Annotated in this window: 13 protein-coding genes; 8 read left to right on the top strand and 5 right to left on the bottom strand. The window is 72.9% G+C overall.

Annotated features, from left to right (window positions below; genetic code table 11):
- Window position 1 precedes the first annotated feature (1 nt).
- From OG753_RS39105 to OG753_RS39115, 3 genes are read right to left on the bottom strand one after another with little or no spacing between them, the layout of a single operon-like run.
- On the bottom strand, window positions 2–193 hold the full coding sequence (locus tag OG753_RS39105) for a ferredoxin (RefSeq protein WP_327266516.1): 192 nt from the start codon (window positions 191–193) through the stop codon (window positions 2–4).
- Window positions 190–1,527: an NADH-ubiquinone oxidoreductase-F iron-sulfur binding region domain-containing protein gene (locus tag OG753_RS39110; protein WP_405792328.1), complete on the bottom strand. Its 1,338-nt coding sequence runs from the start codon at window positions 1,525–1,527 to the stop codon at window positions 190–192. The genes OG753_RS39105 and OG753_RS39110 overlap by 4 nt, the downstream gene beginning before the upstream one ends.
- Window positions 1,524–1,937, bottom strand: coding sequence for a hypothetical protein (locus OG753_RS39115; RefSeq protein ID WP_327266518.1), 414 nt, complete (start codon window positions 1,935–1,937; stop codon window positions 1,524–1,526). Before OG753_RS39115 ends, OG753_RS39110 begins: the two co-directional genes overlap by 4 nt.
- Before the next feature lie 435 nt (window positions 1,938–2,372).
- Here OG753_RS39115 and OG753_RS39120 point away from each other — a divergent pair, with 435 nt between their 5' ends.
- The 7 genes from OG753_RS39120 to OG753_RS39150 all read left to right on the top strand — a co-directional run bounded on the left by OG753_RS39120 (window position 2,373) and on the right by OG753_RS39150 (window position 10,972).
- Window positions 2,373–3,725 carry an aromatic ring-hydroxylating dioxygenase subunit alpha gene (locus OG753_RS39120; RefSeq protein ID WP_405792330.1) on the top strand — a complete coding sequence of 451 codons (1,353 nt, stop codon included), beginning with the start codon at window positions 2,373–2,375 and terminating at the stop codon, window positions 3,723–3,725.
- A 246-nt stretch (window positions 3,726–3,971) separates the two neighbouring features.
- On the top strand, window positions 3,972–5,102 hold the full coding sequence (locus OG753_RS39125; RefSeq protein ID WP_327266520.1) for a spermidine/putrescine ABC transporter substrate-binding protein: 1,131 nt from the start codon (window positions 3,972–3,974) through the stop codon (window positions 5,100–5,102).
- A 1-nt stretch (window position 5,103) separates the two neighbouring features.
- Window positions 5,104–6,108: an ABC transporter permease gene (locus tag OG753_RS39130; protein WP_405792333.1), complete on the top strand. Its 1,005-nt coding sequence runs from the start codon at window positions 5,104–5,106 to the stop codon at window positions 6,106–6,108.
- Window positions 6,105–6,941 (top strand): ABC transporter permease, encoded by an 837-nt coding sequence (locus tag OG753_RS39135; protein ID WP_327266522.1) that lies wholly within the window; start codon window positions 6,105–6,107, stop codon window positions 6,939–6,941. Before OG753_RS39130 ends, OG753_RS39135 begins: the two co-directional genes overlap by 4 nt.
- A gap of 5 nt (window positions 6,942–6,946) precedes the next feature.
- The gene (locus tag OG753_RS39140) at window positions 6,947–8,086 is read left to right on the top strand and encodes an ABC transporter ATP-binding protein (RefSeq protein WP_327266523.1); all 1,140 of its coding nucleotides are present in this window, start codon (window positions 6,947–6,949) and stop codon (window positions 8,084–8,086) included.
- A gap of 83 nt (window positions 8,087–8,169) precedes the next feature.
- Window positions 8,170–9,507: a flavin monoamine oxidase family protein gene (locus OG753_RS39145; RefSeq protein ID WP_405792336.1), complete on the top strand. Its 1,338-nt coding sequence runs from the start codon at window positions 8,170–8,172 to the stop codon at window positions 9,505–9,507.
- 109 nt (window positions 9,508–9,616) lie between these two features.
- Window positions 9,617–10,972 (top strand): aminobutyraldehyde dehydrogenase, encoded by a 1,356-nt coding sequence (locus OG753_RS39150; protein WP_327267061.1) that lies wholly within the window; start codon window positions 9,617–9,619, stop codon window positions 10,970–10,972.
- Here the strand turns inward: OG753_RS39150 and OG753_RS39155 are convergent.
- Window positions 10,962–11,354 carry a hypothetical protein gene (locus tag OG753_RS39155; protein ID WP_405792338.1) on the bottom strand — a complete coding sequence of 131 codons (393 nt, stop codon included), beginning with the start codon at window positions 11,352–11,354 and terminating at the stop codon, window positions 10,962–10,964. The two genes, OG753_RS39150 and OG753_RS39155, sit on opposite strands and share 11 nt — an antisense overlap.
- Before the next feature lie 415 nt (window positions 11,355–11,769).
- A complete protein-coding gene (locus tag OG753_RS39160; protein ID WP_405792340.1) occupies window positions 11,770–12,753 on the bottom strand; it encodes an aldo/keto reductase in 984 nt (327 codons plus the stop codon).
- A 102-nt stretch (window positions 12,754–12,855) separates the two neighbouring features.
- On the opposite strand from OG753_RS39160, the gene OG753_RS39165 reads away from it, so the two are divergent.
- Window positions 12,856–13,446, top strand: coding sequence for a TetR family transcriptional regulator (locus OG753_RS39165; protein WP_327266527.1), 591 nt, complete (start codon window positions 12,856–12,858; stop codon window positions 13,444–13,446).
- Window position 13,447 lies beyond the last annotated feature (1 nt).

Consider the following 13,447-nt stretch of genomic DNA (forward strand, 5'->3'; position numbering starts at 1 on the left):
GTCATCCCTCCACGCGGAGGGCGGAGTTGGGGCAGCTGTCGACGCAGGCGCGGGCGGCGTCCTCGGTGCCGGCCGGGACGGCGACGGCGATGACGTTCGCGTAGCCCCATTCGTCGAGTTCGACCAGATCGGGTGCGGGTTCCTGGCACAGTCCGTAGCCCTGGCAGCGGGTGGAGTCCAGCAGGAGTTTCACGGCGTTCCTTTCAGCGCGGGCAGCGGGATGGTGGTGGGGGAGGCGGCCGGTGGCGGCGCGGGCACGCGGGCCGGGCGCGGGCAGGCTCCGGCGACCTGCGGCACGGCCACCGTGAGGCGGTGGCGGCCGTCCGCGGGTGCGGCGTCCGCGCACACCGGGCACGGAGCGGCGAGATGGGAGCGGACGAGCCCGGGGAAGGAGCGGAGCAGGCTGCCGGCGATCCCCGCGGCGGCGTCGAGCAGCCCGCAGGCACCGCGTCCGCGCAGGCCCTGCGACCAGCGGTGCAGGTTGTCCGCGGTGTCCGGGCCCGCGGTACCGGCCGCGAGGCCGTACAGGGCCTTGCCGACGGCGGCGGTGCCGGAGACGCAGACCCCGCACTGCCGTGCGCTCTCGGCCGCGAGGTGGGAGGCGGCATCGGCGGCGGTGGTCACCGGGCAGCCGTCGGGGGTGAGGAAGTGGATCGCACCGCAGCCCAGGGCGGTGCCCGCCGAGCCGAGTGCGTCGGGTTCGAGCGGGAGGTCCAGGGCGTGCGCGTCGACGAGTCCGCCGAAGAGTCCGCCCATCAGTGCTCCGGCAGCGTCGGGGCTCCCGTGGCGCGCAGCCAGTGTGCGCAGCGGGATCCCGTACGGGACCTCGGTGAGCACCGGCGCGGCCGGGCCGCCGGACAGTGTCACCAGGGTGCTGCGGGCGATGGCGCGCCGTTGGCCGGGCCGGGCGGCGGTGAGCGCGATCCGGGCGAGCGTCTCGACGTTGGACACCAGGGTCGGCGCACCGCCCACCCCCCGCTCGAAGGGACGGGGCGGCTTGGCGGTGGGCAGGGCCGGCCCGCCGTCGATCCGGCGGACCACCGCCGTTTCCTCGCCGGCGACGTAGGTGTGGTCGGTCTCGACGACCTCCACGGGCAGCGGCGGCGGGTGCTCGGCCAGGGCCCGGCGCACGCTCTCGCCGGCGGCCGGGTCCGAGAGGTACACGAAGCCGCGTACGGCGCCGGTGACCGCGGCGGCGCGGACGAGACCGTCGAGGACCAGGTGCGGGCGGGCCCGCAGCAGCCAGCGGTCCTTGGCCGAGCCCGGTTCCCCCTCCTCGCCGTTCGCCACGACGACCGGGCAGCCGCCGCCGTGGCGTACGGAGCGCAGCTTCACGGCGGCCGGGAACCCGGCCCCGCCCCGGCCCCGCAGCCCGGAGGCGGCGAGGTGGGCGAGCAGCTCCTCCGGGCCCGTGGCATCGTCGTAGCCGCCGGTGGCGCGGTAGGCGTCGGCGCTCTCCGCGACGTGCGGTGACGCTCCGAGGACGGTGCCCGGCTGTTGTGACGCCGGTAGTCGGATGGTGGTCATCGGCCGGCTCCTGTTCCGGTGTGGGTGCGCAGGGCCCGTACGGCGCTCTCCAGCGCCGTACGGTCCTGCGCGGTGCGGCCGTATCCCGGTCCCGGGAGGCCGATGAGCATGTGGTGGTGGTCGAGGACGACCTCGGCCGCGAGCAGGGCGGCGGCGGGGTCGCCCGCCCGTGAGCCGGCGGCCACGCCGGTCACCAGGTCGGTGACCTCGGCGAGGTAGCGGAGCCAGCTGTGCCGGCCGCCGCGCAGGATCAGGCGCTCCACGCGGCGCCGCTCGGTGGCGGCCAGCTCCTCCTGTCGCCCGCCGGGCGCGCCGTGTGACGAGGCGCGCAGGGCGGCGACCGCCATGGGGAGTTCTCGCTCCGGTTCGGGGGTCAGTCCGAGCCAGTCCAGACGCCGACGACCGCTCATGCGTGCCTCCGGGAGATGGGATGCCGCCGCCGGCCCGGCGCCCGGTGGGAGCCGTGGGTGCGGCAGGGGGATCGGAGGGGATCGGGGGTGCGGGCCCGGGGGACCGGGCGGGCCGCACGGCTGCGCCCGCCCCGGTGAACAGGACGAATGCGGAGCAGTGCCGGTGCGGCGACAGGAAAGCACGTTTGCTGACCGATCGGTCAGGCAAGAATCACGCTAGCTGACCGATCGGTCAGTGAACAAGTCTTGACCCGGCGGAAATGAGCCAGCAATGTGGCTGTCCAATCGGTCAGCCCGGTCCCGGCGTCCCGCCCCGGCCGTCTGTCCGCCCCTGGGCCGTGCTGCCCTGCCGTGTTCTGTTTCGTCCTGCCTTGCCCTCGCCTCGCCATCGAACGCCGACACCGATCGCCGCACTCCGGCACGGAGGAGTCACCGATGCACTCAAGAGCTCCCGAAACACCGATAGGCCGCTCGGGCCGAACCGACGGCGCCGATGGCTCCGGCCGAACCGACGGCGCCGAGCGCACTGCCCGTGCCGGCCGGACCGGCCCACCGGGCCAGGCAGTCGCGCCCGAGGCTTCCGAGGTCGCGGTCCCGGAGACCCCCGCGCCCGAGGCCGCCGTGCCCGAGGCCCCCGCCCGGCGCGCCGCCCCCGGCGCGGCCACAGCCGGCGACGCCCCCGGGCCCGCCCTCCCGGCCCGCTACTACACCGATCCCGACACCGCCGCCGCGGAGACCCGGCACGTCTTCGGCCGGTCGTGGCAGCTCGTCTGCCACGAGTCCGACCTCCCGAACCCGGGGGCACGGCTCGCCGCCACCGTTGCGGACCGCGAGGTCCTGGTCGTCCGTACCGAGGACGGCGGCCTCGCCGCCCACCTCAACGTCTGCCGCCACCGCGGAACACGCCTGGTCACCACCCCCGAGCCGGACGGCAAGGCGATCCGCTGCCCGTACCACGGCTGGACGTACCGGCTCGACGGAAGCCTGGTCGGCGCCCCGGAGGCCCGTCAGATCCCCTGCCTCGACAAGCCGAAGCTCGGCCTGTTCCCGGCCCGCGTCGAGTCCTTCCTCGGCTTCGTCTTCGTCAACCTCGACCTCGACGCCGTGCCGCTCGCCGAGAGCTGCGCGGGCCTCGCGGAAGCGGTCGGCCACTACGCCGGAACCGACCTGGTGCCGATCGGCCGCGCCCGCATCCACGACCTGGCCGCCGCCGAAGTGCAGCAGGCCAACTGGAAGGTGGCGGTCGACAACTACCTGGAGGGCTATCACGTCCCGGTCGCCCATCCCGGCCTGATGCGGCTGCTCGACTACCAGGGCTACACCTGCGAGATCGAGGAGTCCTACGCGCTCTTCGCCTCGCCGCTGCGCGACAAGCCGTCCTCGAACTGGGCCGAGCGCCTCTATCAGCGCATCGCCGCGCCCATGCCCGGCCTGGCCGAGGCCGATCGCCGCATCTGGCGGTACGCGGTGATCTACCCGAACACGCTCATCGACTTCTACCCCGACCACGTACTGGCCTGGACCGCCATCCCGACGGCGGTGGACCGCGTCGCCGTACCCGGTGCGTTCTACACCCGCCGCGGCACCAGCCTGCGCACCCGCCTCGCCCGGCGCCTGAACATCCACATCGGCTGGATCACCAACGACGAGGACGCCGAGCTGGTCGCGCGGGTGCAGAAGGGGCTCTCCACCCCCGGGTTTGAGCCGGGGCCGCTGTCCCGCCGGGAGTCCGCGGTCGGCTGGTTCGCCGGCCGCATCCGGGCCGACCTCGACGGCGCCGAGTCGTAACCACCGCATCGGCACAAACGCACCATCGCACGCACCGCCGTTAGCCCGCATCACCGCAAGCCCGCATCACCGCAAGCCTGCATCACCGCAAGCCCGCATCACCGGCACGACCGCATCACCCCGCACGACCGCACGTGCGCAACGCAACGCGGACCCGCACACCCCGCCCCGCGCCCACCGCACCGACCGAGCCCCCACGCACCGCTCGTTCCCGCCGTCCCCCTGCGGCCCTACGGAGAGGACCCCATGTCCCCCGAGGCACTCCCCCCGACCAGACGCTCCTTCCTCCGCGCCGGCACCGCCGCCGCCCTCGCCCTGACCGCAGCAGGCTGCGGCTTCGCCACCGATGACGCCCGGGCCGGCAGCGCCACCGCCGAAGCACCCATCGACGTCAAGGTCGACGGCGACCTCGTCTACTTCAACTGGGCGGACTTCGTCGACCCCACCGTCTTCGAAGGCTTCCAGAAGGAGTACGGCGTCAAGGTCGTCCAGTCGAACTACGACTCCATGGAGGGCATGGCCGCCAAACTCAACGCCGGCAACCGCTACGACATCATCTTCCCCACCGCGAAGTGGGCGCAGCGTCTCGCGGCCGGCGGCCGGCTGCGCACGATCGACCACTCCCGGCTGCGGGGCGCGGAGGCCGTGTTCGGCGGCTACGACTATTTCGCCGACCCCTGGTACGACGCCCGTTCCGCGCACACGGTCCCCTTCACCATGTACAAAACGGGCATCGGCTGGCGCCGGGACCGGCTCGGCGACCTGACCGGCTCCTGGAACGACCTGTGGAACGACAAGGCCAAGGGCAAGGTCTTCGTCCTCGACGACCGTGACGAGGTGCTCGGACTCGGCGCCCTCAAGCTGGGCCTCGACCTCACCACCGGCGACGTCGGCGATCTCGCCCGTGTCACCGACTCCCTGCGCTCGCTCCGCCCCCGCCTGCGCGGTTTCTCCAGCGACAGTTACAACAACCTCCTCAACGGAAACGCCGACATGACCCAGGCCTGGAGCGGGGACATGGCCGCCATGCTCGCCCAGGCCGAGGACCCGGCCGTCTTCGGTTTCGAAGTCGCCCGCGAGGGAGCACCCGTCAACTCCGACTGTTACGCCATCCCGGCCGACGCGCAGCACCCCGGCACCGCGATGCTCTTCATCGACTACATGCTCCGCCCGGAGAACGTGAAGAAGAACATCGAGTACATCGGCTACCCGATGCCCGTCCGCGGCACCGAGGACACGTACGCCGCGCTCGTCGAACCGTTTCCCCAGTGCGTGGTGAGCGCCGACGACCTCAAGGCCGACCTCTTCTTCCGCAACGGTGACGCACGGGCCGAACGGGCCCGCGACGCCGCCTGGACCGAAGTGAAGGCCGGCTGACATGGCACGCAGCAACCAGACCGGGACCGAGGTCCGCCCGCCCGAGGACCCGGCCGCCGGGGACGGACCCACCGGCCCGGCCCGCACCCGCACCCTGAGCCGGACCCGTACCCGGACCCGCGGGCGGGCCGAGACGGCGCCCCGTACCGGCGCCAGGTCCCAGCCGCGCCTGTGGACCTGGCTCCTGCTCCCCGGCACCCTCTGGATGACCGGCTTCCTCGTGGCCTCGCTCCTCCTCGTGGCCACCCTCGCGCTCGGCACCACCGACCCCCTCGGCAACCCGCGCTTCGGCCTCAACTTCTCCAACCTCACCGCACTGGCCGACCCCGCCTACAGCACCGTCCTGCTCCGCTCCCTCGGCTACGCGCTGATCACCTGCCTCATCAGCCTTGCCGTGGCTTACCCGGTCGCCTACGCCATCGCACTGCGCGGCGGCCGCTTCAAGAACCTGCTGATCGCCGCGATCGTCGTCCCGTTCTTCGCCAACTATCTGGTGCGGATGTACGGCTGGTCCGTCGTCCTCTCCGACGACGGCCCACTGCTGCGGGCCCTGCGCGCGGTCGGCCTCGCCGACGACGGCACCAAGATCCTCCAGACCGGCGTCGGAGTCATCGCCGGACTCGTCTACGGCTTCGTCGTCTTCATGATCATCCCGCTGTACGCGGCGATGGAGCGCATGGACACCTCGCTCATCGAGGCGGGCCGCGACCTCTACGGCGGCCCCCTGCGCACCTTCCTCTTCGTCACCGTCCCCGCCACCCGGCAGGGAGCGGCCGCCGGCTGCGTCCTCGTCTTCCTGCCCGCCATGGGCGACTTCGTCAGCGCCCAGCTCATGGGAGGACCCGACCAGATCATGATCGGCAACCTGATCCAGGACAAGTTCTTCCAGGGCCAGAACTGGCCGCTCGGCTCGGCCCTCACCATGCTCCTGATGGCGGTCCTGTTCATCGGGATGCTCGGCTACCTGCGACGCACCCGCAAGGACGAGGCGGAGGCCGCCCGATGAGCACCCAGCAGCGCCGCCGGCGCGGAGCCGAGCGCCGGCCCCGCTTCGCCATCGCCGTCACCGCCCTCTTCTTCGCGCTCCTCTACCTCCCTGTCGGCGTCGTCGTCCTGTTCTCCTTCAACGCCCAGAAGTCCCTCACCGTCCTCGACGGCGTCAGCCTCCGCTGGTACACGGCCCTCCTCCACGACGACGCACTCCTCGACTCGCTCGGCATGAGCCTGCGGGTGTCCCTGGTCGCCATGGCCGGCTCGCTCGTCCTCGGCGTTGCCCTGGCGCTGGGCCTCGTACGCAGCCGCAGCCGCCTGGGCTCCTTCGCCGGCCTGATCATGCTCGTCCCGCTGATCACCCCGGAGATTGTCACCGGCGTCGCAGCGATGCTCCTCTTCAAGGGCCTCGGCATCACCCTCTCCACCACCACCGTGATGCTCGCCGAGATCACCTTCTCCATCTCCTACGTGACGGTCATCCTCCGCTCCCGCATCGCCGCCCTCAATCCGGAGGTCGAAGAGGCGGCCATGGACCTCGGCGCCACCCGCAGGCAGGCACTGCGCCTGGTGACCCTGCCCGCACTCCTCCCCAGCATCCTCGCCTCCGCGGTGCTGATCTTCGCCCTCGTCTTCGACGACTTCGTCCTCGCCTACTTCACCACCGGCGTCGACCCCCAGCCGCTGTCCGTGCGCATCTACTCGGCGATCAGATTCGGCGTGCAGCCCACCATCAACGCCGTCGGCACCCTGATGCTGGCCGGATCCATCGGCCTCATCGTCCTCGCGCTCGCCATCCCGCGCCTGTTCGGGCGCAGGGGCGGCCTCGACCTGCTCTCCGGGAAGTGACAGTCATGACCCCGACCCCCAAGACCTCGCCCGCCAAGACCCCGACCGCGGTGCCCCCCATTCCCGTCCACCCGACCCCCGCGGTCCGGCTGGACCGCGTGAGCAAGCAGTACTCTGCCGCGGGCGACACCTACGCCGTGCGCGACGTCGAACTCGACATAGCCCAGGGAGAGTTCTTCTCCCTCCTCGGACCCTCCGGCTGCGGCAAGACCACCCTCCTGCGGATGATCGGCGGCTTCTCCGACCCCACCGCGGGCAGCGTCCTGCTCGACGGCCAGGACGTCACCGGCCTGCCGCCCAACAAGCGCAACGTGAACACCGTCTTCCAGAGCTACGCCCTCTTCGACCACCTCTCGCTCGCGGACAACGTGGCCTTCGGCCTCAAGCGCAAGGGCGTCGGCCGCGCCGAGATCCGCGAACGGGTCTCCGGCATGCTCGACCTCGTCCAGCTCGGGCACCTGGCGAACCGCAAGCCGCCCACCCTCTCCGGCGGCCAGAAGCAACGCGTCGCGCTCGCCCGCGCCCTCGTCAACCGGCCCCAGGTACTGCTCCTCGACGAGCCGCTGGCCGCACTCGACCTCAAACTGCGCCGACACATGCAGGTCGAGCTCAAGCAGATCCAGCGCGAGGTCGGCATCACCTTCGTCTTCGTCACCCACGACCAAGACGAGGCGCTGACCATGTCGGACCGACTCGCCGTCATGAACGAGGGCCGCGTGGAGCAGTGCGGAACCCCCGAGGACGTGTACGAGCGCCCCACGAGCAGCTTCACCGCCTCCTTCATGGGCACCTCCAACCTCGTCCCCGGCACCTACCGCTCCGGCCGCGTCGTCCTCGACGACGGGCCCGAACTGCCCGTCGGCCACCGGCCGGCCGTCGCCGAGGGCAGCAGGGTCAACCTGTCTATCCGCCCCGAGAAGATCTGGCTGTCCGACCTGGAGCCCGACATGGCCCGGGCCGACGGCGTCGTCCGCGAGACCGTCTACTGCGGCCCGACGACCACCTACCTCATCGAGCTGGCACCCGGCGTCACGGTGTCCGTGCTGGAGCAGAACACCGTCCGCTCCCGCAGGGAGGACCGCTGGAGCGGCGGCGAGCGCGTCGAGATCGGCTGGAAGCCCGAGCACTGCCTGGTCCTGGACTGAAGCCCGCCCCGGGCCGGTACCGCACCCCGGCCCCGTCCCTGGCCCCGTCCCGGACTCCGACCCGCGATCGAAGGAACACCCCCATGAACCACGACGTCATCGTGCTGGGTGCCGGCCTGGCCGGTCTCGCCGCCGCACGCGACCTCGCCGCCGGCGGAGCCGACGTCCTCGTCGTCGAGGCCCGGGACCGGGTCGGCGGACGCGTCGAACAGACCGAACTCCCCGACGGCCGGCTGGTCCAGCTCGGCGGCGAGGTCGTCGGCCGCGCCCACACCGCGTACCTCACCCTTGTCGCGGAGCTCGGCCTCACCCTGGTCCCCAGCTACGTCGCCGAGCCCGGCGCCCTCACCCGCGCCACGCCCGAAGGGGTCTCCGCGGGCGATCCGCCCCACTGGTTCGGCCCCGGCGACGACACGTGCCACCAGAAGGTCACCGCCGCGTTCTGCGCACTCGCCCGCACCGTCGACCCGGACGACCCCTGGTCCCACCCCGACGCGGCGGCCCTGGACCACACCTCCGTCGGCGACTGGCTGCGCGCCCAGGGCGCGACCCCGGCCGTCGTCCGTCTCTGGGAGATCGGCCAACTCGCCCTCGCCGACGGCTCGTACGAGCGCACGTCCCTGCTCGCCGCCCTGCGCAAGCACGCCGCCGTCCCGGTACCGGAGGCCGCGTCCGGCGGCCCGGACCACTACGACTACGAGGCGTGGGAGGGCCTGCGGGTCGCCGAGGGATCCGCGACGGTCGCCCTGCGCATGGCCGCCGGCCTCGGCGGACGCGTCCGTACCGGAGCGCCGGTCGAGGCCGTCACCGTCCGCCGGCCCGGCCACTGCTCCGTACGGCTGGCCGGCGGCGAGACCCTCACCGCCGGCGCCGTCGTCAGCGCCCTGCCCGTCGGCCCGCTCCGCCAGGTCACGGTCGCCGGTGTCTCCGAGGAGCGACTGGCCTCCCTGCACCGTCAACGCCAGGCCCTCGCAGCGAAGTTCGTCGCCGCCTACGACCGGCCGTTCTGGCGGGGCCGCGGCCGCAGCGGCCTCTCCGAATGCGAAGGGGTCCTCGGCAGCACCTGGCCGCAGAGCGACGGCATCCTCTCCGCCCTCGTACCGCCCGAAAGGCTCGGGGTCCTGCTCGGCATGCCGGGCCCGCTGCGCACCCGCGAGCTGCTGGCCGACATCGCCCGCCTCTACGGCGACGAGGCCCACCGGCCGCTCGCCACCTACGTCCGGATGTGGGGCACCGACCCCTGGACCCAGGGATACGTAACCCAGTGGACCCCCGGCGACGTCACGGCCGTCGGCCCCCGCCACGGGACCCACGAACCACCCTTCTACGTCTGCGGATCCGACCAGTGGGTGGCCGGCTACATGGAGGGCGCGGTACGCACCGGCCGCGACGCCGCCAAGGAGGCGCTGCACCGTGGCTGACACCGACAACTGGACCGGCAGCCCCACAGACACCGCCACCCCCACCGCCGTTGGCTCCGTGCTCAACCACATTGCGGGCGTGGACCGGCCCGCCGTCTCGGGCGGGACGATGGAGCTGGTCGACCCCGCGACCGGGCGGGTGCACGCCCACGCCCCGCGCTCGGGCAGGGCCGACACGGACGCCGCCTGCGCGGCGGCCACAGCCGCGTACGCGCACTGGTCCACGACCACACCGGCCGAACGCCAGCGCGCCCTGCTCGGTATCGCAGACGCCATCGAGCAGCACGCCGAGGCCTTCGTGGCCGCCGAGACGGGCGACACCGGGAAACCTCCCCGCCAGTTCAGGACCGAGGAACTGCCCGCGATCGTCGACACCCTCCGCTTCTTCGCCGGAGCCGCGCGCAACCTGCCGGGCGTTGCCGCCGCCGAGTACACGCAGGGCCGCACCTCCGTGCTGCGGCGCGAACCGGTCGGCGTCTGCGCCCAGATCACTCCCTGGAACTACCCGCTGATGATGGCGGTGTGGAAGATCGCCCCGGCGATCGCCGCCGGCAACACGACCGTGCTCAAGCCCGCCGACACCACGCCCTCGTCATCGGCGCTCCTGGCCCGCATCGCGGCCGCGCACCTGCCGCCGGGCGTGCTCAACGTGGTCTGCGGCGACCGCGACACCGGCCGGACGCTCACCGCCCATCCCGCTGTCGCCCTCATCGCGGTCACCGGCAGCGTGCGCGCCGGCCGGCAGATCGCCGCCGCCGCGGCCGCCGACCTCAAACGGGTCCACTTGGAGCTCGGCGGCAATGCCCCGGTCCTGGTCCACGACGACGTGGACGTCGAGGCGACCGCCGCCGCCCTCGCCGCGGTCGCGTACTACAACGCGGGCCAGGACTGCACGGCGCCCAGCCGGCTCCTGGTCCACCACCGGGCGCACGACGCGTTCGTCGAGGCCCTCGCGGCCGAAGTGGGCAAGCTGCGCACGGGTGCCCCGGACGAGCCGGACGCCGACTTCGGGCCGCTCAACAACGCGGCCCAGCTCGCCTCGGTCCGGTCCTTGCTGGACGGGCTGCCGCGGCGCGCCGAGATCGTCACCGGGGGCGCCCGCCTCGCGCGGCCCGGCTTCTTCCACGAGCCCACCGTCGTGGCCGGCGTCCGCCAGGACGACGAGATCGTGCAGGAGGAGATCTTCGGGCCCGTCGTGACCGTGCAGTCCTTCGCGGACGAGGAGGAGGCCCTGCGCCTGGCCAACGACGTCCGCCACGGCCTCGCGGCCAGTGTGTGGACCACGGACCACGACCGGGCGATGCGCGCGACCCGGGCCCTGCACACCGGCATCGTCTGGGTGAACACCCACGGCACGACCGTCTCCGAGATGCCCCACGGCGGGGTCAAGCACTCGGGCTACGGCAGCGACCTGTCGATGGCGGGGCTCCTGGACTACACGCAGGTCAAGCACGTCATGCTGTGATCCCGTCCGGGTGGGCGGCCGACACCTCGTCCAGAATCCCGGGCAGCGGGCCCGGGTGGCTTCTCACTAGGGGGTGGAACGCGGCCCACCGCCCGGCGCTCACACCACCGGCGGCCCGGCGTGCCGGCAGGGCCGCGGTCTTGATGACCGCGCCGAGGTGGTCGAGCGTGACCGTGTGCGGGTCCTCGCGGGTGTGGTGGGCGACCGTGGTCCGCAGGGCATGGCGCGCCGAAGCGGCGCTCGTCCCGAGCGGGCCGGTAGCGCAGGGCGGCTTCCACTCGGGCCGCCAGGTCGAGCGCGGCGGCAGATACGGCTCCCGGGGCGGGCCGGCTGCCCGGTCCGCAGGACTGCCGCGGCCTCCGGCGGGCAGTCGGGGCGGCACGCCAGGATGCCCGCGGCCGTGCGCGGCAGCCGGCGGCCGAGCCCGGCCCCCGCAATCGGCGCCCGGTCGATCCGGTAGGGCTCGCGCAGGACAGCCTCCGTCGAGTGCGGACCGCCCAGGGCGTTCGATGCCCGCCGTGCGCCGCCCGCAGGGCCCGCAGCAGTGCGCCGGTGCCGAGCCGGCGTTCGACGGCCGTGTCCAGGAACGGCTCCGGATCCGCCTCGGCGCAGGCGGATCCGCCTCGGCGCAGGCGGCGACATCGGCGTCGGCCGGATCGTCGTGCCCGGTCAGCGCTGTCGCCACCCGCACGCACCCGGACGGCTCTGCCGTGGGCGCGTACGGTCGCCCAGGCGGCGGCGCGGGTGGTCGGCCCCGCAGTGCCGCCCCCGGCCCGGTCTTCCGCACCCTGGCAGGATCAACCGTTCAGGGAGGCCATCAGCTCGGGGGAGTAGCGGTCGCCCGAGGCCACCCCGTGCGGGGCCACGGCGTCGATGGCGGCAAGCTCGGCGGGGGTGATCGTCACGGCGGTGGCGGCGATGTTCTCATCGAGGTAGCGGCGGCGCTTGGTGCCGGGGATGGGGACCGCGCCCTGGTGGAGGGTCCAGGCCAGGGCCAGCTGCGAGGGGGTGACGCCCTTCTCGGCGGCGAGCCGGCGCACCTGGTCCACCACGGCGAGGTTGCGGTGGAAGTTCTCGCCCTGGAACCGGGGGTCGGTGCGGCGGAAGTCGTCCGCGGCGAAGTCGTCGGGGCTGGTGATGGCACCGGAGAGGAAGCCGCGGCCGAGCGGGGAGTAGGCGACGAGCCCGATCCCGAGTTCGCGGAGGGTGTCGAGGACGCCGTCGTGCTCGATTCCGCGCTCGAAGAGGCTGTACTCGGTCTGTACGGCGGTCAGCGGGTGCACCGCGTGGGCGCGGGCGATCGTGGTGGGGGAGACCTCGCACAGTCCGACGTGGCGGACCTTGCCCGCCTCGACCAGTTCGGCCATGGCGCCCATGCTCTCCTCGATCGGCACGTTCGGGTCGACGCGGTGCAGGTAGTAGAGGTCGATGTGGTCGGTGCCCAGGTGGCGCAGGGAGCGGTCGGCCGAGCGGCGGATGTACTCGGGGCCCGCGTTGTGGCCGAGGAAGGTGCCTTCGTCGGTGAACTCGATGCCGGTCTTCGTGGCGACCACGGCCTGCTCGCGGCGGCCCGAGAGGGCCTTGCCGAGCAGCTGCTCGTTGCGGAAGGGACCGTAGCCCTCGGCGGTGTCGAGGAGGGTGACGCCCAGCTCCAGGGCGCGGTCGATCGTGGCGAGGGACTCGGTCTCGTCCGTGGCGCCGTAGTGGGCGCTCATCCCCATCAGGCCGAGGCCTTCGGCGCCGACCTTCAGTCCCTGGGTGCCCAGTGCGCGGATCTCCATGGTGTGCTCCTCGAAAGAAAGTAACTAACTGGATAGATAGAGTTTGCGACGCGTCGGTTCCGTTTGTCAATAACTGGATAGTTACTTGCTAGGCTGCGGCCCATGGCACGGGATTCCCACGCGACGAAGGCGCGCCTGCTCGACGCGGCCTTCACCGAGTTCGCGACGTACGGCATCGCAGGCGCGCGCGTCGACCGCATCGCCGAGGCGGCGCAGGCGAACAAGCGGCTCATCTACGTCTACTACGGCAACAAGGAGCAGCTCTTCGACGCGGTGCTCCAGCGCGCCCTCGCGACGGGCTCGGAGTCCGTTCCGTTCGACGTCGAGGACCTGCCCGGCTATGCGGGAGCGATCTTCGACCATCTCGTCGAGCGCCCGGAGCTGATGCGCCTCGTGCTGTGGAAGCAGCTGGAGCGCCCGGGATCCACGGAGGCGGAGGCGTCGTCGTACGAGGGCAAGATCGCGGCGGTGCGGCAGGCGCAGGAAGCGGGCCGGATCGACGCAGGCATCGGCGCGGCCGACGTGCTGACCCTGGTCATGGGCCTGTCGCAGGCGTGGTTCGGCGCGGTGGGCGGCCCCGCGGCGGGATCGGCGGGCGCCGCGTGGGCGGCCGAGCGGCTCGCCGAGCACCGGACGGCGGTGGTGGAGTCCGTCCGCCGGATCACCGCCCCCGCGGGGGCGGACGGGGCCTGAG

The organism is Streptomyces sp. NBC_00029 (assembly GCF_045160505.1).
In the GTDB taxonomy this organism is placed as follows: domain Bacteria; phylum Actinomycetota; class Actinomycetes; order Streptomycetales; family Streptomycetaceae; genus Streptomyces.